Raw genomic sequence first — 24,138 nt, forward strand, 5'->3', positions numbered from 1 at the left:
TCCGGCGCGCCGTCGATCTGGTCATACGCGCGGAAATCACCGAAATACTTCGTGATCGCAGCCGTCAGCGTCGTCTTGCCGTGGTCAACGTGGCCAATCGTGCCGATGTTGACGTGCGGTTTGTTACGTTCAAACTTTTCCTTTGCCATGATGGCCTCCTGTCAGTGCGTTGGATTGGAAAGGCGCCGGGTTGCCCCGGCGCACGTCCCTTACGCGTATTTCTTCTGGATCTCGTCCGAGATGTTCTGCGGCACGGCTTCGTAATGGCTGAAGAGCATCGTGAAGACCGCACGGCCCGAGGACATCGAACGCAGGTTGTTGATGTAGCCGAACATGTTGGCGAGCGGCACGAAGGCGTTCACGACGACCGCGTTGCCGCGGGTGTCCTGACCTTGCACCTGGCCCCGACGCGAGGTCAGGTCGCCAATGATGCCACCGGTGTATTCTTCCGGGGTCACCACTTCGACTTTCATCATCGGCTCGAGCAGCTTCGCGCCAGCCTTGCGAAGACCTTCACGCATCGCGGCACGCGAAGCGATTTCGAAGGCGAGCACCGAGGAGTCGACGTCGTGGAAAGCACCGTCAACCAGCGCAACCTTGAAGTCGATCACCGGGAAGCCTGCCAGCGGACCGGAGTCCATGACCGACTTGATGCCCTTTTCGACGCCCGGGATGTATTCCTTCGGAACAGCACCACCAACGATGCGGCTCTCGAACGAATAGCCTTCGCCCGGCTCGGTCGGCGTGATCTCGAGCTTGACGCGCGCGAACTGACCGGTACCGCCGGTCTGCTTCTTGTGCGTGTAGTCGATCTCGGTCGCGTGGCTGATCGTCTCGCGATAGGCCACCTGCGGAGCACCGATATTCGCCTCAACCTTGAACTCGCGCTTCATGCGGTCGACCAGGATGTCGAGGTGAAGTTCGCCCATGCCCTTCATGATGGTCTGACCCGACTCGATATCGGTCTCGACGCGGAAGGACGGGTCTTCGGCTGCCAGGCGCTGAAGGGCGAGGCCCATCTTCTCCTGGTCGGCTTTCGACTTCGGCTCCACGGCGATCTCGATCACCGGATCGGGGAAGGTCATCGTTTCGAGAACGACCTGGTTGTTCGGGTCGCACAGCGTGTCACCGGTGGTGGTCTCTTTCAGACCGGCCAGCGCGATGATGTCGCCTGCATACGCTTCTTCGATCTCGGTCCGGTTGTTCGAGTGCATCATCATCATACGACCGATGCGCTCTTTACGACCTTTGGTCGCGTTCAGGATCGAGTCGCCCTTCTTCATCGTCCCCGAGTAGAGGCGCGTGAAGGTGAGCGAGCCCACGAAGGGGTCGTTCATAATCTTGAAGGCGAGCCCCGAGAGCGGCTCTTCGTCATCGGCGTGACGCGCGATGTTCCGGGTTTCCGTCTCGTCGTCCGGCGAGAAGCCCATGTAGGCGGGCACGTCGAGCGGCGAGGGCAGGAAGTCGACCACGGCGTTGAGCAGCGGCTGGACACCCTTGTTCTTGAAGGCCGAACCACCCAGAACCGGAACGAAGGACAGCGACAGCGTGCCCTTACGGATCAGGCTGCGCAGCGTTGCGATATCGGGCTCTTCGCCTTCGAGATAGGCCATCATCGCGTCGTCGTCTTGCTCGACGGCGTTCTCGATGAGGTGCGAACGCCATTCGTCCGCAGTCGCCTTCAGATCGTCACGGATCGGCTGACGAACCCAGGCAGCGCCCAGATCTTCGCCTTTCCAGACCCACTCTTCCATGGTGACCAGGTCGACGATGCCTTCGAGTTGATCTTCGGCACCGATCGGGAAGTTCACCGGAACCGGGGTCGCACCGGTGCGGTCTTTGATCATCTTCACGCAGTTGAAGAAGTCCGCGCCGATCTTGTCCATCTTGTTGACGAAGACGAGGCGCGGAACCTTGTAGCGGTCAGCCTGACGCCACACGGTCTCGGTCTGCGGCTCAACACCGGCGTTCCCGTCGAGCAGCGCAACAGCGCCGTCGAGCACGGCCAGCGAACGCTCCACCTCGATGGTGAAGTCGACGTGGCCGGGGGTGTCGATGATGTTCATACGGAACTTGGTATCATCCGTACCTTCGGCGGTCGGATCTTCCTGCCACTGCCAGAAAGTCGTCGTTGCTGCCGAGGTGATGGTGATGCCGCGCTCGGCCTCTTGCTCCATCCAGTCCATGGTAGCAGCACCGTCGTGCACTTCGCCAATCTTGTGCGACTTGCCGGTGTAGAACAGGATGCGCTCGGTCGTCGTGGTTTTACCAGCGTCGATATGCGCCATGATCCCGAAGTTGCGATAACGCTTTAGGGGATATTCGCGAGCCATTGTGGCGTCCTTCCGTAATTACCAGCGATAGTGGCTGAACGCTTTGTTCGCGTCGGCCATCTTGTGGGTGTCTTCGCGCTTCTTGACCGCGGAACCACGCGAGTTCACCGCATCCAGAAGCTCGCCAGCGAGGCGCTCTTCCATGGTGTTCTCGTTGCGGGACTTGGCGGCAGCGATGAGCCAGCGGATAGCCAGCGCTTCGCGGCGGGTCGGGCGCACTTCGACCGGAACCTGGTAGGTGGCACCACCCACACGACGCGAACGCACTTCGACCGAAGGCTTCACGTTGTCGAGGGCTTCGTGGAACACCTCGATGGGCTCACGCTTGAGCTTGCCCTCAACGCGGTTGAGCGCGTTGTAGACGATTTTCTCGGCGGCGGACTTCTTGCCGTCGATCATCAGGTTGTTCATGAATTTGGTCAGCACGCGATCGCCATATTTGGCGTCGGGCAGGACTTCGCGCTTCTCAGCGGCGTGACGACGAGACATCTCGAGATCTCCTTACTTCGGACGCTTCGCGCCGTATTTCGAACGGCGTTGACGACGGTCTTTAACACCTTGCGTATCGAGCACACCGCGCAGGATGTGGTAACGAACGCCCGGAAGGTCTTTCACACGGCCGCCACGGATGAGCACAACGGAGTGCTCCTGCAGGTTGTGCTTTTCGCCCGGGATGTAGGAAATGACCTCGAAGCCATTCGTCAGGCGCACCTTGGCGACCTTACGCATAGCGGAGTTCGGTTTCTTCGGCGTCGTCGTGTAGACGCGCGTGCAAACGCCACGCTTTTGCGGGCACTCTTGGAGGTGTTGCGACTTAGAGCGCTTCACCTTGGGCTGCCGCGGTTTGCGGATCAGCTGTTGGATCGTCGGCATTCGGTTCCCCGTTCTGCTGTCAATACTCGCCCCGTTTCCGGAGGCGCCACTTCTCGACGCGTTTCCGCGCGGATTCGCGAAAACGCCAAATCGCATTCCTCCCCGGCCCGAGGACCGCGGCGAATGCGTTGAATTCCAGAGGATCGGGGCGAAGGCCCGGATCATGACCACTAGAAATCGGCGACCCTTCGGGCAGACTTCGCCCGTCAGGTAGCGCGGCGTATAGGGGGAGTCGTGTGGGTTGTCAACTCTCGCGGCGGGTCCGCGCGAGGAGCTGCGCGCCCCACCCCGCAAACAGGATCCCCCAGAGCAGCCAGGCCGACGTAAGGCTCACCAATCCGGCGAAATAGGTATCCGACAGGAAGTGCCGCCCGGTACCGACTCGCTGCACGATGATGAAGACCGCGACGAAGACGCCGATGGCCCGCAGATAGAGCAATCCCCAGCGCGGCAGGCGCAGCCGCGACAGCTCTGCGCCGAGCCAGATCAGCAGCCCCAGCGCCACCGCCGCCGCCACCTCGCCCGACACGAACGAGCAGTTCCTCGAGCATTGATCGGTGAAGGTGCCCGCAAGACTGAAATGATGCGCGCCGCCGAAGAGATCGACATCGGCCGGGCGCGCGCGTCCCGAATTGGCCTTCAGGACACCGTTCACGACCACGATCGGACCGAGCAGATAGAGCAGGCAGATGAACGCCCAGATCCGCGCAGGCAGGCGCAGCACCGTGCGATGATGCAGCCCCGCCCAGGGCCAAGCCACGAGCGAGACGAGGAACAGAACGATCGAGACATCCCAGATCCGCTGGCGCAGCCATTCCCAGAGCGGATTGGTGATCACCGAGAACCCCTCCCCTGCCCGGTAGAACAGCCCGGCGACGCCGAGATCGAGCTCCGGCACGAAGCGGAACAGCAGGAAGCCCCCGATCCACGCCGCCAGCAACAGGCGGCCCGCGAAGATCATGTCAATTTTCGGAACGGACACAGCGCGCCTCCACCAGATAAGCCGCATAGCCTTTGCCTGCCCAGGTCCCCGTCGCGTCGAGCTGCGCCTCGGGGGTAACCGGACCGCTGCCGCAATCGGGCGCGCTATTGGCGATCACCAGCAAACGACCATTATAGTCCTGTGGCAAGGGCCACATCTGCTCGTAATAGCTGTCGGCGCGCACGACAGGCTGCGGCGCGTAGACGGTCACGCCTGCATCCTGCCCGGTATAGAACAGATCGGCGAGGATCGCGCGATTGCCCGTGTAGACCGGGACGTCGGCTTCTTTCGCAAGCGTCAGGATCTGGCGGCTCAGATCGGCCTGCCCCAGCCACCGCTTCAGAAGCGGCGCGCCATCCTTCTGCGGATAGGGCGCGAGGACGGTCAGCAGCGGGATCGACAGCGCGATCAGCCCGTTGATCAGGAGCGCGATCCAGCGCCAGATGCCGCGCAGCACCATCACCGCCAGAACGGTCCCCGCGAAATAAGCAGCGACCGCCCAGTTGGCATAGGCGCGGTCGAGCAGCGCCTCGATCGTCACCGCGACCAGCGGCGGCACCGAGAGCATCGCCAGCCCGCGCTTGTCCGGGTCTCCCCAGCCCGCATAGCCGATCAGCAGCGCCACCATGGTCACCGGCCCGAAGACCGCGAATTGCGAGGCGACGAACTCCACCATCGAACCGAAATTCAGCGCAGCCCCTTCGCGGACCCAGCCGACATTGTCCATCGTATGCGAGACTGTGGTCAGCCCGTTATTCAGGTTCCAGACCACGTTCGGCGCGATCACCAGCCCGAAGGCCAGCGCCGCGATCACAGTGTTGCGCCAGCCGATCCGCCAAGCGGGCGCGACAAGGGCTGCCAGCGCCAGACCGGGGATCAGGTAGATCGCGGCGTATTTCGCCATGAAGGCCAGCCCCGCCACCACGCCCGCAGCGAGCGCGTCCGACCAGCGACGGCTCTCGCCGGTGCGATGCAGGAACAGAAGGCTCAGCGCGTAGAACGGCGCCATAACGGTGTCGGTCGAGATCAGCACCGAGCCGACCGCAACGAAGGGCAGCGTGACATAGATCGCCGCCGACCAGATCGCGACCGAACGCCCCGCGATCCGGGCGCCCAAGGCGCCAAGCACCAGCGCCGTGATGCCGTGCAGCACAGCCCCCGGCATCCGCACCCAAGACGGCGCGTCCGAGCCCGCCAGATCGGTCACCGCCCGCAGCAGCCAGCCGATCAGCGGCGGTTTGGAGTAATAGCCGAAATCGAGATGCTGGCCCCAGAGCCAGTATTGCGCCTCATCGACGAAGAGATCGGTCTTGTTGAACGCCAGAAGTACCAGCCGCAGCGCGGTGACCGCGGCGACGACGATCAGGGCCGGGACGAGCCAACCGTCCCGATCGCCCCTGCGTTCAAGCTTCGCGTTTACGCTTGGCATGGATCAGCCACAGATTGCGCCCGTAGATGAACACGCCGAGCGACTGGCCGAGAACGAAGACCGGATCTTTGCGATAGAGCGCATAGGTCAGCAGCATCACGCCGCCGGCGAGCGAGAAATACCAGAATGCGACCGGCACCACGGATTCGCCTTTGCGCTCGGACGCGATCCACTGGACGAGAAACCGCCCCGTGAACATGAGCTGCGCGAGCAGGCCGAAGAGGACCCACCACAGCTCGAGAACGCTGTCCGCGTGAAGCACATCCATCAGCCAGTCCATAGGCGTTACTCCTCGCGCATCACTTCGCCGGGCTGCGCTTTCTTGCGCCGACGGAGAAGCCACGCGACGCCCATCAGGTCGACGATGCCGACGAGACCGCGCTGCAGATTGTTGTAATTCGAGCTGCCGCCCCCGCGCGAGCGGTGAGCGACGTCGACATGGGCCACCTGCCACCCGTCGCGCGAGAACAGCGCGGGGAGGTAGCGGTGCATATGGTCGAAATAGGGCAGCGCGAGGAACGCCTCGCGCCGGAAAGCCTTGAGGCCGCAGCCGGTGTCGCGGGTGCCGTCTTTCAGGATCGCGCCGCGGATCTTGTTTGCCGCCTTCGAGGCCAGCTTCTTGGACATCGTGTCCTGCCGCCCGACACGCTGACCTGCGACCAGCCCGATCTTCTCGGAATTCGCCGCGCGCAGCGGCGCCATCAGGGCGGGAAGCTCGGAGGGCGGGTTCTGACCGTCGCCGTCCAGCGTGCAGATGATGCTGCCCTTCGCAGCCCGAACGCCCGAATGGACGCCCGCGCTTTGACCGCCCGAAGCCCGCTGCCCGGCCGCATTCCTGTGCTGCAGCAGACGCAGGTTCGGATGTGTCTTCATCCGCTCGCGCAGGATCTGGTCCATCCCGTCATCCGAGCCGTCATCGACCACGATCACCTCGTAATCGCAGACCGGCGCGCAGGCGGCGTCGATCTCGTCGAGAAGCCCCGCGATGTTCGGCGCTTCATTCTTCGCGGGGATCACGATTGAAATCTCGGGCATGGGTGCCGGAACTCTCTTGTCGCTGGGCCGGGATGGCGCCGAAGGTGCGGCTCTATTAGACCCGCCACCCGGTCTTGTAAACGGATCATCCCGGGGCAGCCGCGTCCCTGTGGCGGATCAGCCGAATTTCGCGAAAAGCTTCGAATAGCTCGGCTTGAGGGCGTTTCGCATCTCCATTGCACGTTCCATGTCGCCCGCCATCGCCGCGTCGTAGAAGAAGGCGACAGAGACCGCGAAGCCGTCCACGAGCTTTTGATAGGCCATGTCGGTGTCGGCCTCCGGCGCAGGATGCTTGACGATCTGCGCCGCGAGGTAGCTCAGCAGCGAGGCATCCGCGATCAACTGGCGTGCGCCCTCGCCGCCCATCCCGGCGTAATCGCGCGCGAGCACTTCTTCCATCTCCGCGTGATAAGCGTTCATCCGATCCGAGAAGCCCACGATGCCATTGCGGATATGCAGATCGCCGATGCTGTCGCGCACCCCTTCGAGGGTCTCATGCGCCTCGGGCAGGTTCCCGGCGGCCACCTCTTCCTCGGCCTTCGCCGCAAGCTCGCTGACCTTGTCGAAGGTCGCCCCGAGAACCGCGTCATCGGCATATTGCGGCGGCGGCTCGGCGGTCCAGGCGTCGGACAGCGTCTGCCACTCGCCGACGAAGCGGTCGAGCGCGGCCTTGGTTTCCGGCTGCTTGCCCTGGTTCGACAGGAACAGCGCCGCACGGTAGTCGCCATAGGCCTTGCGCAACTGCGCCTCCGCATCCTGATAGGCGCCCGCAAAGGCTGGCATGGCGATCAGCGCGCTCAGCGCGAACGGGGTGACAAAGCGGATCATCGGGGTCCCTCCTCCGGCAAACAGGCTCTCGCCTTTTCGACGTTACCCTGCCCCAGAGATCGGGTTCGCGCAAAGAAAAACCCCCGCGCGATCTCTCGCGCGGGGGGATGTTTCAGATCGTCTCCAACCGGAGGTGGATCAATCGCGGCTTTCCGGCGTCTCGACCGGACCGAAATCAGCCTCTGCCTCGGCCGGAGCCGCCAGCGCTGCCGCGGCTTCCGCCTCGGCCTGACGCTGCTGGATGACCTTGGAGTCACGCTCGGTCGCGATCTTGCGGACCTTGGTGGTCGCGCCACCGGTACCCGCCGGGATCAGACGGCCGACGATGACGTTCTCCTTGAGGCCCACGAGTTTGTCGCGCTTGCCCTGCACCGAAGCTTCGGTGAGAACGCGGGTCGTCTCCTGGAAGGAGGCCGCCGAGATGAAGGACCGGGTCTGCAGCGAGGCCTTGGTGATGCCGAGCAGCACGGGTTCGCCATGCGCCGGACGCCCACCACGGGCTGCGACCTTGTCGTTCTCCTCGTCGAACTCTGCCTTGTCGACATTCTCGCCTTTCAGGAGCGTCGTATCGCCGGAATCGAGGATCTCGATCTTCTGCAGCATCTGGCGAACGATCACCTCGATGTGCTTGTCGTTGATCTTCACGCCCTGCAGTCGATAGACGTCCTGCACCTCGTTGATGAGGTAGTCGGCCAGAGCCTCAATCCCCATGATGCGCAGGATGTCATGCGGCGCCGGGTTGCCGTCCATGATGTAGTCACCCTTCTGCACGAAGTCGCCTTCCTGCACCGGGATGTGCTTGCCTTTCGGCACCATGTACTCTGCCGGCTCCAGACCATCATCACGCGGATCGATCGCGATCCGACGCTTGTTCTTGTAGTCCTTGCCGAAGCGCACATAGCCATCGATTTCGGCGATGATCGCGTGATCCTTCGGACGACGAGCTTCGAAGAGTTCGGCCACACGCGGCAGACCGCCGGTGATGTCCTTCGTCTTCGCGCCTTCGCGCGGAATACGCGCAACGACGTCACCCGCCTTCACGTCCTGACCGTCTTCCACCGAGAGGATCGCATCCACCGACATGGTATAGGTCACCGGGTTGCCCGCTTCGTTGCGGACCGGCTCGCCATCCTCGCCGAGGATCAGAACTTCCGGCTTCAGTTCGTTGCCCTTGGGCGCAGCGCGCCAGTCGGACACGATCTTCTGGGTCATGCCGGTCGCATCATCGGTATCCTCGCGCACGGAGATACCCGAGATCAGGTCGACGAAGCGAACCTTACCGGGCTTCTCGGCGATGATCGGCAGGGTATAGGGATCCCATTCGATCAGCTTGTCGCCGCGACCGACGGACTCGCCGTCCTTCACGAAGACCTTGGTACCGTAGCCGATCTTGTGCGAGGCAAGCTCTTCACCCTGATCGTTCACGATCACGAGCTGCATGTTCCGGCCCATGACGATCTGCTCGCCCATCTCGTTGAGGATGATGTTGGCGTTGCGGAACTCGATCTTGCCCTCTTGGCTGGCCTCGAGGAACGACTGCGAGCCACCCTGAGCAACACCGCCCAAGTGGAAGGTCCGCATCGTCAGCTGCGTACCGGGTTCACCGATCGACTGCGCGGCGATAATGCCCACCGCTTCGCCTTGGTTCACCAGCGTACCGCGTGCGAGGTCGCGACCGTAGCAGAGCGCGCAAACGCCCTCTTCGGCCTCACAGGTCAGCGCCGAGCGGATACGGACGGATTGCACGCCCGCCTGCTCGATCGCGTCGGCCTTGCGCTCGTCGATCAGCTCGCCGGCGCGGACGATCACCTCGTCCTCGCCCGGAACCGTCACGTCGTCCGCTGCGACACGGCCCAGCACGCGCTCCGAGATCGGAGCGACGATTTCGCCGTCATTCACAGCAGCCGAAGCGGTGATCGCGCGGTCGGTGCCGCAATCATGCGTGCGCACGATGCAGTCCTGAGCGACGTCCACCAGACGACGGGTCAGGTAACCCGAGTTCGCCGTCTTCAGTGCGGTATCCGACAGACCCTTACGGGCGCCGTGCGTCGAGTTGAAGTATTCAAGAACGGTCAGACCTTCCTTGAAGTTCGAGATGATCGGCGTCTCGATGATCTCGCCGTTCGGCTTGGCCATGAGGCCACGCATGCCGCCCAGCTGCTTCATCTGCGTCACCGAGCCACGAGCACCCGAGTGGGCCATCATGTAGACCGAGTTCGGTTCCTGCTCGGCACCGTTCTCGTCGTATTTCGGCGCGGAGATGGTGTTCATCATCGCGTCGGTGACCTTGTCGTTACACTTCGACCATGCATCGACGACCTTGTTGTACTTCTCACCCTGGGTGATCAGACCGTCCATGTATTGCTGTTCGAAGTCCTTGACCTGGTCGCGGACGGTTTCGACGATGTCCCACTTGTTATCCGGGATCACCATGTCGTCCTTGCCGAACGAGATGCCAGCCTTGAACGCTTCCTTGAAGCCCATGCCCATGATCTGGTCACAGAAGATTACCGACTCTTTCTGACCGCAATAACGGTAGACGGTGTCGATCGTGTTCTGCACGTCTTTCTTACGCAGAAGACGGTTCACCAGTTCGAACGGCGCTTTCGCGTTCAGCGGCAGCAGCGCGCCGAGGCGCACACGGCCGGGCGTGGTCTCGAAACGCTCGTAGACCTCGTTGCCGGTCTCGTCGATCTGCTTGATCCGCGCGGTGATCTTGGCGTGCAGATGCACTTCGCCCGAGTTGAGCGCGTGCTCCACTTCCTCGACCGAGGAGAAGGACATGCCTTCGCCCTTCATGCCTTCGCGTTCCATGGTCACGTAGTAGAGACCCAGAATCATATCCTGCGAAGGAACAATGATCGGCGCGCCGTTGGCGGGCGACAGGACGTTGTTCGTCGACATCATCAGCACGCGCGCTTCCAGCTGGGCTTCCAGCGAGAGCGGAACGTGGACGGCCATCTGGTCACCGTCGAAGTCAGCGTTGAACGCCGAGCAGACGAGCGGGTGCAGCTGGATCGCCTTGCCTTCGATCAGCATCGGTTCGAACGCCTGGATACCCAGACGGTGCAGCGTCGGCGCACGGTTCAGCAGAACCGGGTGCTCGCGGATGACCTCGTCGAGGATATCCCACACCTCGGGACGCTCTTTCTCGACCAGCTTCTTCGCCTGCTTCACGGTGCTCGACAGGCCTTTGGCCTCGAGGCGCGAGTAGATGAAGGGCTTGAACAGTTCGAGCGCCATCTTCTTCGGCAGACCGCACTGGTGCAGCTTCAGTTCCGGGCCGGTCACGATGACCGAACGACCCGAGAAGTCGACGCGCTTACCCAGAAGGTTCTGACGGAAGCGACCCTGCTTACCTTTAAGCATGTCCGAGAGCGACTTCAGCGGGCGCTTGTTGGTGCCCGTGATGACGCGGCCGCGACGGCCGTTGTCGAACAGCGCATCGACCGATTCCTGCAGCATCCGCTTTTCGTTGCGCACGATGATGTCGGGCGCACGCAGTTCGATCAGACGCTTCAGACGGTTGTTCCGGTTGATCACACGACGATAAAGGTCGTTGAGATCCGAAGTCGCGAAACGGCCACCATCGAGCGGGACGAGCGGACGCAGTTCCGGCGGAATCACCGGAAGCACGGTCAGCACCATCCACTCGGGACGGTTGCCTGACTCGAGGAACGACTCGACGATCTTCAGACGCTTGATGATCTTCTTCGGCTTCAGCTCGCCCGTGGCTTCCTTCAGCTCTTCGCGGAGCTGCTCGGCCGTGGCTTCGAGATCGATGCCAGCAAGCATTTCACGGATAGCCTCGGCGCCGATATTGGCGGTGAAGGCATCCGCGCCGTAGGTGTCCTGCGCGTCGAGATACTCTTCTTCGGACATCAGCTGACCGTATTGCAGGTCGGTCAGACCCGGCTCGATCACCACGAAGTTTTCGAAGTAGAGGATGCGCTCGAGGTCGCGCAGCGTCATGTCCAGCATCAGGCCGATGCGCGAGGGCAGCGACTTGAGGAACCAGATGTGAGCGACGGGCGAGGCCAGTTCGATGTGGCCCATACGCTCGCGGCGCACTTTCTGGAGGGTGACTTCCACGCCACACTTCTCGCAGACGACGCCGCGATACTTCATGCGCTTATATTTGCCGCACAGGCATTCGTAGTCTTTGATCGGGCCAAAGATGCGTGCGCAGAACAGGCCGTCACGCTCGGGCTTGAACGTACGGTAGTTGATGGTTTCCGGCTTTTTGATTTCACCGAAGGACCAGCTCAGGATCCGCTCCGGCGAGGCGAGCGAGATCTTGATCTCGTCGAACGCCTTCGGCTGCGCGAGCGGGTTGAACGGGTTTTGGGTCAGTTCCTGGTTCATCTGTAAATCCTTGAATGAGGGCGGAAGGGCTTAGAGGAGGGCCGAAGCCCTCACTCGTCATCCTCCGCGTCCAGGAGTTCCATGTTGAGGCCGAGGCCCCGGACCTCTTTGACGAGAACGTTGAACGATTCCGGCACGCCGGCTTCGAAGTTGTCCTCGCCCTTGACGATCGACTCGTAGACCTTCGTCCGGCCTGCCACGTCATCCGACTTCACCGTCAGCATCTCCTGCAGGGTGTAGGCGGCGCCGTAAGCTTCCAGAGCCCAGACCTCCATCTCCCCGAGACGCTGACCACCGAACTGCGCCTTACCACCCAGCGGCTGCTGCGTGACGAGCGAGTACGGACCGGTCGAACGGGCGTGCATCTTGTCATCGACGAGGTGGTGAAGCTTCAAGAAGTACTTGACACCCACCGTGACCTGCCGCGCGAACTGCTCGCCGGTGCGGCCATCGAACACGATCGACTGACCGGATTCGTTGAAGCCCGCACGCTTGAGCGCGTCGTTGATGTCGGCCTCTTTGGCACCGTCGAAGACCGGGGTCGCGATCGGAACGCCGGTGCGGACGGCTTCGGCGCTCTCGATGAACGCCTCGTCATCCATACCTTCGATGATCTCGCCGTAGGTCTCGTCGCCATAGCCGATCTTCATCGCCTCACGAACCGGGGTCAGGTCGCCGTTACGACGATAGGCTTTCAGCGCCTCGTCGATCTGGTTGCCCAGACCGCGCGAAGCCCAGCCCATGTGCGTCTCGAGGATCTGACCGACGTTCATGCGCGACGGCACGCCCAGCGGGTTCAGCACGAGATCGACAGGGGTGCCATCGGCGAGGAACGGCATGTCTTCCATCGGAACGACTTTCGACACAACGCCCTTGTTGCCGTGACGGCCAGCCATCTTGTCGCCAGCCTGAAGCTTGCGCTTCACAGCCACGAAGACTTTGACCATTTTCATCACGCCCGGAGGCAGATCGTCGCCCTGACGGACCTTCTCGACCTTGTCCTCGAACCGCAGGTCGAGCGCGCGCTTCTGCGCCTCGAACTGGTCGTTGAGGGCTTCGACTTCCTTGGCGTCGCCCTCGTCTTCGAGCGCGAGCTGCCACCACTGGCCCTTCGACAGGGTGCCCAGCAGTTCTTCGTCGATGGTCGAGCCAGCCTTGACGCCTTTCGGCCCCTTCACGGCGGTCTTGCCGGTGATCAGGGTCTTGAGACGCGCGTAGATGTTGCGCTCGAGAATGGCGAGCTCGTCGTCCCGGTCACGGGCCAGACGCTCGACTTCCTCACGCTCGATCTGCAGCGCACGCTCGTCCTTGTCGACGCCGTGACGGTTGAAGACGCGGACTTCCACGATCGTACCGTAAGCCCCCGGCGGCAGACGCAGCGAGGTGTCGCGCACGTCCGATGCCTTCTCGCCGAAGATGGCGCGGAGGAGTTTCTCTTCCGGCGTCATCGGGCTTTCGCCCTTCGGCGTGATCTTACCGACGAGGATGTCACCCGGCCCCACTTCGGCGCCGATATAGACGATCCCGGCTTCGTCGAGGTTGCGCAGGGCTTCCTCGCCGACATTCGGGATGTCACGGGTGATCTCTTCCGGGCCGAGCTTGGTGTCGCGGGCCGCCACTTCGTATTCGTCGATATGGATCGAGGTGAACACGTCGTCGCGGTGGATCCGCTCGGAGATCAGGATCGAGTCTTCGTAGTTGTAGCCGTTCCACGGCATGAAGGCGACGACCACGTTACGGCCGATAGCCAGTTCGCCCATGTCGGTCGACGGACCGTCAGCGACGATCTGCCCCTTCACCACCCGGTCGCCCACTTTCACGATCGGACGCTGGTTGATGGTCGAGGACTGGTTCGAGCGCTTGAACTTGCGCAGACGATAGATGTCCACGCCCACGTCGCCCGCTTCGAGATCGTCGGTCACGCGGATAACGATACGCTGCGCATCGACCTGGTCGATGATGCCGCCGCGGTTCGCCATGATCGCAGCGCCGGAGTCGCGTGCGACGGTCGCTTCCATGCCGGTACCGACATAGGGCGATTCCGAGCGCAGCAGCGGCACGGCCTGACGTTGCATGTTCGCACCCATCAGAGCGCGGTTCGCGTCGTCGTTTTCGAGGAACGGAATGAGCGCCGCACCGACCGAGACCAGCTGCTTCGGCGACACGTCGATCAGGTCCACCGTTTCCGGCGGGTTGAGCGCGTATTCGCCGGACTGGCGGGTCGAGACGAGATCGTTGATGAACTTGCCGTTCTCATCGAGCGTCGCGTTCGCCTGCGCCACGGTGTGACGCATTTCCTCGGTCGCCGACATGTAGACCACCTCATCGGTGACCTGGCCGTCGTTGACCTTGCGATACGGGGTTTCGATGAAGCCGTACTTGTTCACGCGGGCGAAGGTGGCCAGCGAGTTGATCAGACCGATGTTCTGACCTTCCGGCGTCTCAATCGGACACATCCGACCGTAGTGGGTCGGGTGAACGTCGCGAACTTCGAAGCCGGCACGCTCACGGGTCAGACCGCCCGGGCCGAGCGCCGAGAGACGACGCTTGTGCGTGACTTCCGACAGCGGGTTGGTTTGGTCCATGAACTGCGACAGCTGCGAGGAGCCGAAGAATTCACGCACCGCAGCCGCGGCCGGTTTCGCGTTGATCAGATCCTGCGGCATGACCGTGTCGATCTCGACCGAGGACATACGCTCCTTGATGGCGCGCTCCATGCGCAGCAGGCCGACGCGATACTGGTTTTCCATCAGTTCGCCGACCGAACGCACACGACGGTTGCCGAGGTGGTCGATGTCGTCGATCTCGCCTTTGCCGTCGCGCAGTTCCACCAGGCCCTTGATGCAGGCGATGATGTCCTCTTTGCGCAGCGTGCGCTGGGTGTCCGGCGCATCGAGGTCGAGACGCATGTTCATCTTCACGCGGCCCACGGCCGAAAGGTCGTAGCGCTCGGAGTCGAAGAACAGGCTGTTGAACAGGGTGTCCGCGGCCTCGACGGTCGGCGGCTCGCCCGGGCGCATGACGCGGTAGATATCCATGAGCGCGGTTTCGCGGTTCATGTTCTTGTCCGACGCCATGGTGTTGCGGATGTAGGGACCGACATTGACGTTATCGATGTCGAGCACCGGGATCTCGGTGATGCCGTTGTCGATCAGGGTCTTGATCGAACCGCCCGAGAGCTCGCCGTTCTTGTCGTATTCCGCCGTCAGCTCGTCGCCCGCTTCGATGTAGATGAAGCCGGTTTCGTCGTTGACGATATCCTTGGCGCAGAAGCGGCCCATGATGTGGTCGAACGGCACGAGCAGCTCGGGGACCGAGTTGTCGTCACGCCATTTCTTGACCATGCGCGGGGTCGCTTTCTCGCCCGCTTTCAGGATCACTTCGCCCGACGCCGCATCGACGAGGTCGAAGGTCGGACGGGTGCCGCGCACGCGGTCAGGGAAGAACTTGGTGACCCAGCCCGACTTGCCCTTCGCGGTGTAAGTGACGGTGTCGTAATAGGCATCCATGATGCCTTCCTGATCGAGACCCAGCGCATAGAGCAGCGTGGTCACCGGCAGTTTCCGACGACGGTCGATACGCGCGAAGACGAGGTCCTTGGCGTCAAATTCGAAGTCCAGCCACGAGCCGCGATAGGGAATGATGCGGCAGGCGAAGAGCAGCTTGCCCGAGGAGTGGGTCTTGCCGCGGTCATGGTCGAAGAACACGCCCGGCGAGCGGTGCATCTGGCTCACGATGACCCGCTCGGTGCCGTTCACGATGAACGTACCGTTCTTGGTCATGAGGGGCATATCCCCCATGAACACGTCTTGTTCCTTGATGTCCTTGACCGAACGCGCGCCGGTTTCCTCGTCCACATCGAACACGATGAGGCGCAGGGTCACCTTAAGCGGCGCCGAATAGGTCATGTCGCGAGCCTGGCACTCGTCGACATCGTATTTCGGTTTTTCGAGCTCGTATTTCACGAACTCCAGGATGGCATTGTCGTTGAAATCCTTGATCGGGAAGACCGACTGGAAAACGCCCTGGATACCCTCGCCATCGGTGGGCTGATCGACTTCGCCGGAGCGCAGGAACAGATCGTAGGAGGATTTCTGAACCTCGATGAGGTTCGGCATTTCGAGGACTTCGTGGATTTTGCCGTAATAGCGACGGATGCGTTTCTGACCAACGTAAGCTTGAGCCATGCTCTGCGTGACCTTTCGTCTCTTCGCGGCACATGCAATGTCGGGGCCCATTGCACGCCGCAAGGCGAATGAAGGGGGGGCGGTTCCATACCTGCCTTTCGTCCCACCGAAAGGCTCCCGAACCGCGAACACCGCCTTGGAGAAAGCTTCAAACGGGCAAAGCCCTCTCCGAGACAGGTTCGGCTGGGCCCGGGAAAACCCCGGACCCAGCCCTTTTTTCAGATCGGATGCAGTCGCATCCGGCTCGCTTACTTGAGCTCGATTTTCGCGCCAGCGTCTTCGAGCTTTTTCTTGATCTCTTCGGCTTCCGCTTTCGCAGCGCCTTCCTTGACCTTGCCGCCAGCTTCAACGAGCTCTTTGGCTTCTTTCAGGCCCAGGCCGGTGATGCCGCGGACTTCTTTGATCACGTTGATCTTCTGAGCGCCAGCTTCGACGAGAACGACGTCAAATTCGTCTTTCTCTTCAGCAGCTTCTTCGCCACCAGCAGCCGGACCGGCCATCATGACAGCGCCACCAGCGGCGGGCTCGATGCCGTATTCGTCTTTCAGGATGGTTTTCAGTTCCTGGGCTTCCAGGAGGGTCAGACCCACGATTTCTTCGGCGAGTTTTTTCAGATCAGCCATTTTTCAGTTCCTAGATTTGGGTTTCCAACGTCGCGGTTTCAAGCCGCTACGGGACAAGTCGATTGCTTACGCAGCCTTTTCCTCGATGGTCGAAAGGATGCTCGCGATGTTCGAAGCAGGCGCGCCAACGGCACCGGCGATGTTCGAAGCGGGTGCGCCGATCTGCGACACGATCTGAGCGATGAGCTCTTCACGCGACGGCATGTCAGCGACAGCTTTGACACCAGCGATGTCGAGTGCCGAGACTCCCATTGCGCCGCCGAGGATCGAGAGTTTCTCGTTCTCTTTGGCATATTTGACGACCACTTTCGCCGCAGCGACAGGATCCTCAGAATAGGAAAGCACGGTCATGCCCGTCAGGTATTCAGCGATGCTTTCGCAGGGCTGACCTTCAAGGGCGATCTTGGCGAGCTTGTTCTTGGCAACACGAACCGAACCACCCGCTTCACGCATGCGTGCGCGGAGGTCCTGCATGTTAGCAACCGTCATGCCTTCGTAGTGAGCAACCACTACGACGCCAGAGCTTGCGAAGATCTGGCCGAGTTCCTCGACCACTTTCTCTTTTTGGGCTCTATCCACAGTTACACTCCAAGTATGGGGGTTTCCCCCCGGCTCTCATTGTCCCGGTTTCCCGGGGTCGGGTCCGAAGGGCCCGAGGCCAGATCGCCCGAGATCGGCCCGAAGGCCCAAACCCGGAATTGGTCTCGATCCCCATCTCAGGAAGGAAATTAAGCCGTCACCTTTGCGGGATCAGGCACCCTCCGTCTCGGACAGGTCAGGGCGGAGGCGTCAGGCCGCCGCCCTACCACCCACCGAGGTTTCCCCCGGTGGAATTCTCTTAGTTGCCGGTCGCCGACGTGATGTCGACGGCGACGCCCGGGCCCATCGTCGAGCTCAGGGACACCTTCTTCATGTAGGTGCCTTTCGCGCCGGCGGGCTTGGCTTTGGTCACGGCATCCACGAAGGCGCGGATGTTTTCGGCCAGCTGCTCCTCGGAGAAGGAGACCTTGCCGATGCCGCCATGAATGACGCCGGCCTTCTCGACCTTGAACTGAACCTGGCCACCTTTCGCCGCTTCGACAGCCGCTTTCACGTCCATCGTCACGGTGCCGACTTTCGGGTTCGGCATCAGGTTGCGCGGGCCCAGGACCTTACCCAGACGGCCGACGATCGGCATCATGTCCGGGGTCGCGATGCAGCGATCGAATTCGATCGTGCCGCCCTGAATGGTTTCCATCAGGTCCTCGGCGCCGACGATATCGGCCCCGGCTTCCTTGGCTTCGTCCGCTTTCGCGCCACGAGCGAAGACAGCCACGCGGACGGTCTTGCCGGTGCCGTTCGGCAGAGCGACGACGCCACGAACCATCTGGTCGGCGTGACGGGGGTCGACACCGAGGTTCATTGCGATTTCGAGGGTCTCGTCGAATTTCGCGTTCGCGTTCGACTTGATCAGCGAAACGGCTTCCTCGACGGAGACGTTGGACTTGCCGGCGAAGGCTTCGCGGGCGGCTTTGGTGCGTTTACCGAGCTTTGCCATGACTTAGCCTTTCACCTCGATACCGATCGACTTCGCGGAGCCGAGGATGATGTTCATCGCGCCTTCGATGTCGTTGGCGTTCAGGTCCTTCATCTTCGCTTCGGCGATCTCACGTACCTGAGCGGCGGTGATGGTCGCGGCGACGACGCGGCCCGGAGCTTCCGAACCCTTCGGACGGTTACGCTTGCCGACCGGCTTGAGGCCGGCTGCCTGCTTGATCATGAAGCTAGCCGTGGGCTGCTTGATCTCGAAGGTGAACGACTTGTCGGCGTAGTAGGTGATGATCGTCGGGATCTTCGCCTGCTTGTCCATTTCCTGCGTCTTGGCGTTGAACGCCTTGCAGAATTCCATGATGTTGATCCCGCGCTGACCCAGCGCCGGACCGACCGGCGGGGACGGGTTTGCGCCGCCTGCCGGAATTTGCAGCTTGAGCTGCCCAACAACTTTCTTGGCCATGTGGCCCTCTCCTTGTCACTGTCACGCCCCTAGGGGGTCGCGAAGTTTAGTGGTTCGGTCCGGGCATCCCTGTCGCGCAGGGCCCCTCGCCTCCCACGGCTCACACTCAGGCGGTTTTCTGCACCTGCGTGTATTCCAGCTCGACCGGCGTCGGCCGGCCGAAGATCGAGACGGTGACTTTCAGACGGCTCGCCGCCTCGTCCACTTCCTCGACCATGCCCGAGAAGCCCTCGAAGGGCCCGTCGGTCACATTCACGTTCTCGCCGACCTCGAAGGTGATGAGGCTGCGCGGCGCGGCCTGCTCACCCGATTCGTCGACACGGCTGAGGATGCGGTTCACTTCCGCATCGCCCATCGGCATCGGCCGACCCTGCGGCCCGAGGAAACCGGTGACCCGGTTCGTCGAGTTGATCAGGTGATAACCCTTGTCGGTCATCTCCATCCGCACCAGCACGTAGCCCGGCATGAAGCGACGCTCGGAGGTCACTTTCTTGCCGCGACGCACCTCGATCACTTCCTCGGTCGGCACCAGAACTTCTTCGATCTGGTCTTCCAGGCCTTGATCGATCACGGCCTGACGGATTTGCTCGGCCACTTTCTTCTCGAAGTTCGAGAGAACGCTTACCGAATACCAACGCTTCGCCATGCCGATTCTTTGCCCCTTGCCGACGACGCCGGAGCGCCGAAAATTCCTGTTATTTCACGGGATTACCCGTGTCTCCCAGAATAAAAAACAGCGCGCACCACGCGAATCGATGCACGCCGCCTCTGGGAAAGTCCCGCCCCTTTACCGCCGGAGCCCTGTGATTTCAAGAGCGTAAGGCCGGAGCGCGATCACTTCCTTGCCGCAACTGCGAATGAGGTCTGGCGGAGAGCGCCGGGGGCCTATCAGCTCCCGATCACCTGCGTCACGCCGAGACGGATGACCCAGTCCACGAGCGAGAAGAAGATTGCCGTCAGCGCAGCCATCGCCAGCACCATGCCGGTCGTCAGCAGAACTTCGCGGCGGCTCGGCCAAGCCACTTTGCCCGCTTCCGAGCGCACCTGCTGGAGAAACTGGAGAGGGTTTGCCATCGTCGTCGTTCCTTACGCGCCCAATGCGGCGCCCTTGAGCCGAAAATACCGCGCCGCTTTCGGCGCAACTGCCGCCAGATACTTGCTCCCCTCGCGGATTTCAAGGCTGTTGCAGCGCTCTGCGCGCGCGCAGGCGCCATGCGCCCACTGCAAGCCGGCTTTGATAACGGAAAATCCATCGATGCACGTGCAACTTAACATCCGACACCCCGCGCGGTCAGCACAGCCGCGATTCGACAGGAGCCATCGATGCCCGCCATCCTCAACCGCTACGCCACGCCGTTCATCACCGGCCTTTTCCTCATCTCTTTGATTTCAGGAATCGCCTTGTTCTTCCATTGGGGCAGCGCATGGTTCCACGGCATGCATGAATGGCTATCGATGGTCCTCATCCTGCCGTTCGTGCTGCATATCTGGAAGAATTGGCGGCCGATGACCACCTACTTCAAACGCGCGCCGATGGGGCTGGCGCTCGCGCTTTCGGTCGTGGCGGCGCTGGCCTTCGTCCTTCCAGCCGCGACGAGCTCTCAAAGCGGCGCGCGCGGTGGCCCTCCGCAATTCGCGATCGCGCAGGCGCTGTTCGACGCGCCTTTGTCGGAGGCCGCACCCGTGCTCGGCCTGTCGGGCACCGACGCCGCCGCCAAGCTGGACGCCGATGTGACGCAAAGCCTGACCGAGATCGCCGCGGCCCGCGAAAGCTCCGCCGCGACGCTTGCCCAGCAACTGATGGGGCAGCCGCAATAACGGCCCGTCGCGCCGTGCGGGGCATCTCGGGCGGCGCAAGACGGTTGCGACTGTCACGCAATCGACTAGGGTGACTCTACCAAGGGTTGTTTTTCCTCAAGGAATTGCATGTCGACTTTCGTTCCGCCGCCGTCAGCCATCTCACTGCTCCATCGCCTGCGCGGCTATCGCGGCGCGCTGGAGCGGATCGAGAACGGGAGGGTGATCGGCTGGATCGCGAAAAAAGGCGACGGCACTCCGCTCGACATTGAAATCCACTGCAGTGCCGGGCGGCTCCTCTCGGGGCGCGCGGCGATGTTTCGCGCCGACCTTGCACAGGCTGGCATCGGCACGGGCAATCACGGCTTCGCCTTGCCGCTGTCGGCGGCCCTGCAAGAGGCCGCGGGCGGCGAGATCAGCCTCCACATCCCCGGCAGCGGCCCAATCGCCACGCTGTGCTTCGACCCCGACGCGACGCCGCTTCCGAAAGAGAAAGACGCCCTGCATCGCTATATGCATGGCCCGATCATCACGCTGCGCGCCGCGTCCACCGCACAGACGGACACGCGCGATCTGACCGCGCAGCAACCGCTCTTCGCGGCGCGGTCCGCGCATGGCGAAGACCTGCCCGCGCCCCTCTTTTCCTACATCGATTACGCACGCCACCGGGCTGGCGTGGCAGAGCAAGTCCCCCTCGATGGCAGCGACGCGGCGGTGTCGGACATCCTGCGCTGGTATCTCGACAGCTACGCCGCGCAGCATCCGTCACAGCAAATCCCGCTGAGCCGCGCCGCGATCGACTGGCTCAACACGCAGCCCCGCCCCGGCGGACCGAGCCGCGCGATGGAACTCTTCGGTAAGGCCGGCGACCCGGACGCCGCGACCGCATGGGCGCTCCGCGACGCCCCGTCGCTTGGGCTCGGCGATTGCCTTCTCCCCGACAGCCTGATCGAGACGCTGGCAGAGACGAAAGGCTCCAGCCCCTGGCCGATGACCCGCGGGCTTCTGGCCCTGCGCGAGGCGACCCCGCCGCTCGCGCAATTCTCGCCGAAGACCGAGCGCCACCGCCGGATACTGCATGTGCTCGCGATGATCCTCGCGGTCGAGCGGCCCGAGATCCTGCTGTTCCTGCCTCGCAGCGAAACGAAGACGCTGCTCGAAGGTGGCCGCCTCTCGGATGTCTGCTCGCAACTGCATCCCGGCCCGCCGATCACCCGCGCGCGCTACGCTGCGGCGCTGCGCGAGAAAGGTTTCGACCTCGACAGCATGTCCTTCCTGCGCACGCCCGACGGCCATCGGATAGCCGCCGCCATGCGCCCCGTCCCCGAGGGCGCCCCCGTCGACGTTCAAATCCACGGCCCCTTTGCGAAAGCCTCCGGGTTGGGTCAATCGACGCGGCTGTCGCATGACATTTTGTCCCGCTGCAACGTCACGCTCAACGCGGTGGAAAGCGCGCGTGACAATCCGACGCCCGCGCAAGACGGGGCCAAGACCGGTGCGCCCCGCCCCGCGCGCATCAACCTGCTGCACCTGAATGGCGACGCCGTCCCCCCGGCCTACACCTTCGACGCCGACTGCTACTCCGGCGCCTACAACATCGCCTATATGCATTGGGAGTTGGACCGCGCCCCGGCCTGTCACCACCTCGCGCTCGACCTTGTCGACGAGGTCTGGGTGCCCTCGGAATACTGCGCCGAGATTTACCGCAAAGCGACCGACACGCCGGTGGTGAATGTCGGGATGTGTTATCCCGAACCGCCCACCATCGACCGCGCCCACGCGCGCAGCGCCCTGCGCCAACGCAACGATTGGCCCGGGGAAAGCTTCGTCTGCCTCGCCAGTTTCGACAGCTTTTCCTTCGTGCAACGGAAGAACCCTCTCGGCACGATCCACGCCTTCCGCGAAGCCTTCGCCGAGGACGCGGAGGCGCGCCTGCTGATCAAGACGCAAAATCGCGGCCATGTCTGCGACGCGGCGCAGGCCACGCTTTGGGCCGAAATCGACCGGCTCGTCGCAGCCGACCCGCGCATCGCTTTGCTCGACGAGACGCTCGATCACGCCGGGGTGCTGGAGCTGATGGATGGCGCAGACCTATACGTTTCACTGCATCGCTCCGAGGGCTGGGGGTTCGGCATGCTCGAGGCGATGGCGCTTGGCGTGCCGGTCCTGTGCACGGGCTATTCCGGAAATCTGGAATTCTGCAACGAGGACACTGCGTGGCTCGTGCCCGCGTCCGAGGTCGAGGTCGCGCCGCAGGACTATCTCTATGTCGAGCCTGGAATGCACTGGGGCGAGCCGGATCACGCCGCCGCGGTCGCCCAGTTCCGCGCGGCGCGCAGCGGCCCGGAGGCGCGCAAGAAAAAAGGCGGCGCAGGCCGAAGCCTTCGTGCGCCGCCACTTCGCTGCCGATCCGATTGCCGCGCGTTACAGTGCCCGCCTGTCCGAGATTTTCACCCGGCTCGACAGGGCGCGCAAACCGCTCGCCCGCCCCGCCGAGTAAGCGTCACACCCAGCGCCCGATCGCGGTGACGCTCAGATCGCAGCTTTCACCGCTAAGGAAACTCGCGCCATTCGCGGCGTAGACCACGGCGCGCGCGCCCGAGCTTGTGACGCCCTCGACCCCCGCGAAAGAAATCGCGCCCGCGCCGATGGCGCTGCCCGCCGCGAGGCTGTCCGCATCGAGCGCGACACTCAGAGAGGGCGCCTGCGCGAATTGCGCCGGATAGGCCCAATCCTGCTTGAGCGCCCAATCCGCGACGTAAGCAAGGCTCACCTGCGCCGTGCAAATCTGTGTGCCATCGGCAAAGCGGATGTAATCGCCCGAGGCGGTGCTGCCCTGCTCGATCACGGCGCCCGTCGACACGCCACCAACCTGCGCGACCGTGCCGACGACACCGCTGCCCGTCAGCGCCCCGTCGATCACCGCGCCTTGTGGCATCGCCGCGCGCCCGGTGGCCGCGTCGATGCGCAGCCCCTCGAACCACGTCGCGCCGTCCGCGCTCGCCTTGATCGCGAAATCGTCGCTGCCCGCCAGCCCCATCTCGGCCCGGCCCGACCAGTTCGACTGGAACAGAAGGCTTGCCGTCTCGCCCGCCGCCGCCTTGTTCAGCTTGAGCTGATGGCCCGCCCCGGCATGGCTCAGAAGCGTGGCCTCCGCCGCGACGGAAAGCCGGTTCACCGTGTCATAGCCGGTCATGATCCCGACCCCGTCGAGCTGGCTCAACTCCGGCAACGGCGGCACGTCCCAAGCGCCTGCGGCGAAGACCAGTTCCATCGCCTCATCCAGCACGAAAGCGCGCCAGCCCTCGCGCGGACTCACGAATTGCCACGCCCCGGCGGCAAAGATCGCAAGCGCCCCGTCCTGCCCCGCCCATGCGCCCAGCGCCCCGGTCGGCAGCAGATACCGCGCCCCCTCCGGCGGGCCAATCGGCGCCTCGGTCACGCTGCGCGAAATCACCGCAAGCTGCACGAGCGCATCGAGCCGCTGCAGCGCCTCGTTATGGGTGACGTGTTTCTGGGCCTGGCTGCCAAGGATAAGCGGCAGCGCGAGATTGGCGGTCTGATCGGACATCGGGAGTTCCTGCGCTGGGTTGCGATGGAGGCCGACGATAGGAACCCGGCGTTAACCGTGTTTGAGAGCGGCGCACGGTGCTTGCCTGTCCGCCTCCCTCCCCCTAGGTTCGGCCCAATTTC

Annotated in this window: 20 protein-coding genes; 2 read left to right on the forward strand and 18 right to left on the reverse strand. The window is 63.0% G+C overall.

Going from position 1 to position 24,138, the window contains the following annotated elements:
* The 17 genes from F8R15_RS18900 to secE all read right to left on the reverse strand — a co-directional run.
* A partial coding sequence (locus tag F8R15_RS18900; protein WP_253732777.1) for a GTP-binding protein occupies window positions 1-149 on the reverse strand: 149 nt, incomplete at its 3' end.
* 60 nt (window positions 150-209) lie between these two features.
* Entirely contained in the window at window positions 210-2,333 is a 2,124-nt protein-coding gene (gene fusA, locus F8R15_RS18905) for an elongation factor G (RefSeq protein WP_083079907.1), read from the reverse strand.
* 18 nt (window positions 2,334-2,351) lie between these two features.
* On the reverse strand, window positions 2,352-2,822 hold the full coding sequence (gene rpsG / locus F8R15_RS18910; protein ID WP_075773836.1) for a 30S ribosomal protein S7: 471 nt from the start codon (window positions 2,820-2,822) through the stop codon (window positions 2,352-2,354).
* Between the two features lie 12 nt (window positions 2,823-2,834).
* Window positions 2,835-3,206: a 30S ribosomal protein S12 gene (gene rpsL / locus F8R15_RS18915; RefSeq protein ID WP_038074720.1), complete on the reverse strand. Its 372-nt coding sequence runs from the start codon at window positions 3,204-3,206 to the stop codon at window positions 2,835-2,837.
* 244 nt (window positions 3,207-3,450) lie between these two features.
* The gene (locus tag F8R15_RS18920; RefSeq protein ID WP_172976265.1) at window positions 3,451-4,188 is read right to left on the reverse strand and encodes a phosphatase PAP2 family protein; all 738 of its coding nucleotides are present in this window, start codon (window positions 4,186-4,188) and stop codon (window positions 3,451-3,453) included.
* Window positions 4,169-5,617, reverse strand: a complete 1,449-nt coding sequence (locus F8R15_RS18925; protein WP_152845636.1) for a glycosyltransferase family 39 protein — start codon at window positions 5,615-5,617, stop codon at window positions 4,169-4,171. The genes F8R15_RS18920 and F8R15_RS18925 overlap by 20 nt, the downstream gene beginning before the upstream one ends.
* Window positions 5,592-5,897: a lipid-A-disaccharide synthase N-terminal domain-containing protein gene (locus F8R15_RS18930; protein WP_078521308.1), complete on the reverse strand. Its 306-nt coding sequence runs from the start codon at window positions 5,895-5,897 to the stop codon at window positions 5,592-5,594. Before F8R15_RS18930 ends, F8R15_RS18925 begins: the two co-directional genes overlap by 26 nt.
* A gap of 5 nt (window positions 5,898-5,902) precedes the next feature.
* Window positions 5,903-6,652: a glycosyltransferase family 2 protein gene (locus F8R15_RS18935; RefSeq protein WP_152845637.1), complete on the reverse strand. Its 750-nt coding sequence runs from the start codon at window positions 6,650-6,652 to the stop codon at window positions 5,903-5,905.
* Window positions 6,653-6,769: 117 nt separating this feature from the next.
* Window positions 6,770-7,480, reverse strand: a complete 711-nt coding sequence (locus F8R15_RS18940) for a hypothetical protein (RefSeq protein ID WP_152845638.1) — start codon at window positions 7,478-7,480, stop codon at window positions 6,770-6,772.
* A 138-nt stretch (window positions 7,481-7,618) separates the two neighbouring features.
* Window positions 7,619-11,845, reverse strand: a complete 4,227-nt coding sequence (gene rpoC / locus F8R15_RS18945; RefSeq protein WP_152845639.1) for a DNA-directed RNA polymerase subunit beta' — start codon at window positions 11,843-11,845, stop codon at window positions 7,619-7,621.
* A 50-nt stretch (window positions 11,846-11,895) separates the two neighbouring features.
* Complete coding sequence (gene rpoB, locus F8R15_RS18950) at window positions 11,896-16,032, reverse strand: DNA-directed RNA polymerase subunit beta (RefSeq protein WP_078521316.1); 4,137 nt, start codon at window positions 16,030-16,032, stop codon at window positions 11,896-11,898.
* 248 nt (window positions 16,033-16,280) lie between these two features.
* On the reverse strand, window positions 16,281-16,655 hold the full coding sequence (gene rplL, locus F8R15_RS18955) for a 50S ribosomal protein L7/L12 (protein WP_078521318.1): 375 nt from the start codon (window positions 16,653-16,655) through the stop codon (window positions 16,281-16,283).
* 66 nt (window positions 16,656-16,721) lie between these two features.
* On the reverse strand, window positions 16,722-17,234 hold the full coding sequence (rplJ, locus tag F8R15_RS18960) for a 50S ribosomal protein L10 (RefSeq protein ID WP_368731097.1): 513 nt from the start codon (window positions 17,232-17,234) through the stop codon (window positions 16,722-16,724).
* Between the two features lie 259 nt (window positions 17,235-17,493).
* Complete coding sequence (gene rplA / locus F8R15_RS18965) at window positions 17,494-18,192, reverse strand: 50S ribosomal protein L1 (RefSeq protein ID WP_075773827.1); 699 nt, start codon at window positions 18,190-18,192, stop codon at window positions 17,494-17,496.
* A gap of 3 nt (window positions 18,193-18,195) precedes the next feature.
* Window positions 18,196-18,648, reverse strand: a complete 453-nt coding sequence (gene rplK, locus F8R15_RS18970) for a 50S ribosomal protein L11 (protein ID WP_078521322.1) — start codon at window positions 18,646-18,648, stop codon at window positions 18,196-18,198.
* Window positions 18,649-18,754: 106 nt separating this feature from the next.
* On the reverse strand, window positions 18,755-19,294 hold the full coding sequence (gene nusG, locus F8R15_RS18975; RefSeq protein ID WP_075773825.1) for a transcription termination/antitermination protein NusG: 540 nt from the start codon (window positions 19,292-19,294) through the stop codon (window positions 18,755-18,757).
* A 242-nt stretch (window positions 19,295-19,536) separates the two neighbouring features.
* The gene (secE, locus tag F8R15_RS18980) at window positions 19,537-19,722 is read right to left on the reverse strand and encodes a preprotein translocase subunit SecE (RefSeq protein ID WP_075773824.1); all 186 of its coding nucleotides are present in this window, start codon (window positions 19,720-19,722) and stop codon (window positions 19,537-19,539) included.
* A gap of 249 nt (window positions 19,723-19,971) precedes the next feature.
* Between secE and F8R15_RS18985 the strand changes: the two genes are divergently transcribed.
* Complete coding sequence (locus tag F8R15_RS18985) at window positions 19,972-20,466, forward strand: DUF4405 domain-containing protein (RefSeq protein WP_152845640.1); 495 nt, start codon at window positions 19,972-19,974, stop codon at window positions 20,464-20,466.
* Window positions 20,467-20,574: 108 nt separating this feature from the next.
* Window positions 20,575-22,974 (forward strand): glycosyltransferase, encoded by a 2,400-nt coding sequence (locus F8R15_RS18990; protein WP_152845641.1) that lies wholly within the window; start codon window positions 20,575-20,577, stop codon window positions 22,972-22,974.
* Here F8R15_RS18990 and F8R15_RS18995 read toward each other — a convergent pair.
* The gene (locus F8R15_RS18995) at window positions 22,949-24,016 is read right to left on the reverse strand and encodes a DUF2793 domain-containing protein (protein ID WP_152845642.1); all 1,068 of its coding nucleotides are present in this window, start codon (window positions 24,014-24,016) and stop codon (window positions 22,949-22,951) included. The genes F8R15_RS18990 and F8R15_RS18995 overlap by 26 nt on opposite strands.
* Window positions 24,017-24,138: the final 122 nt, after the last annotated feature.

It is taken from the genome of Thioclava sp. JE_KL1 (genome assembly GCF_009296265.1).
Lineage (GTDB): Bacteria > Pseudomonadota > Alphaproteobacteria > Rhodobacterales > Rhodobacteraceae > Thioclava.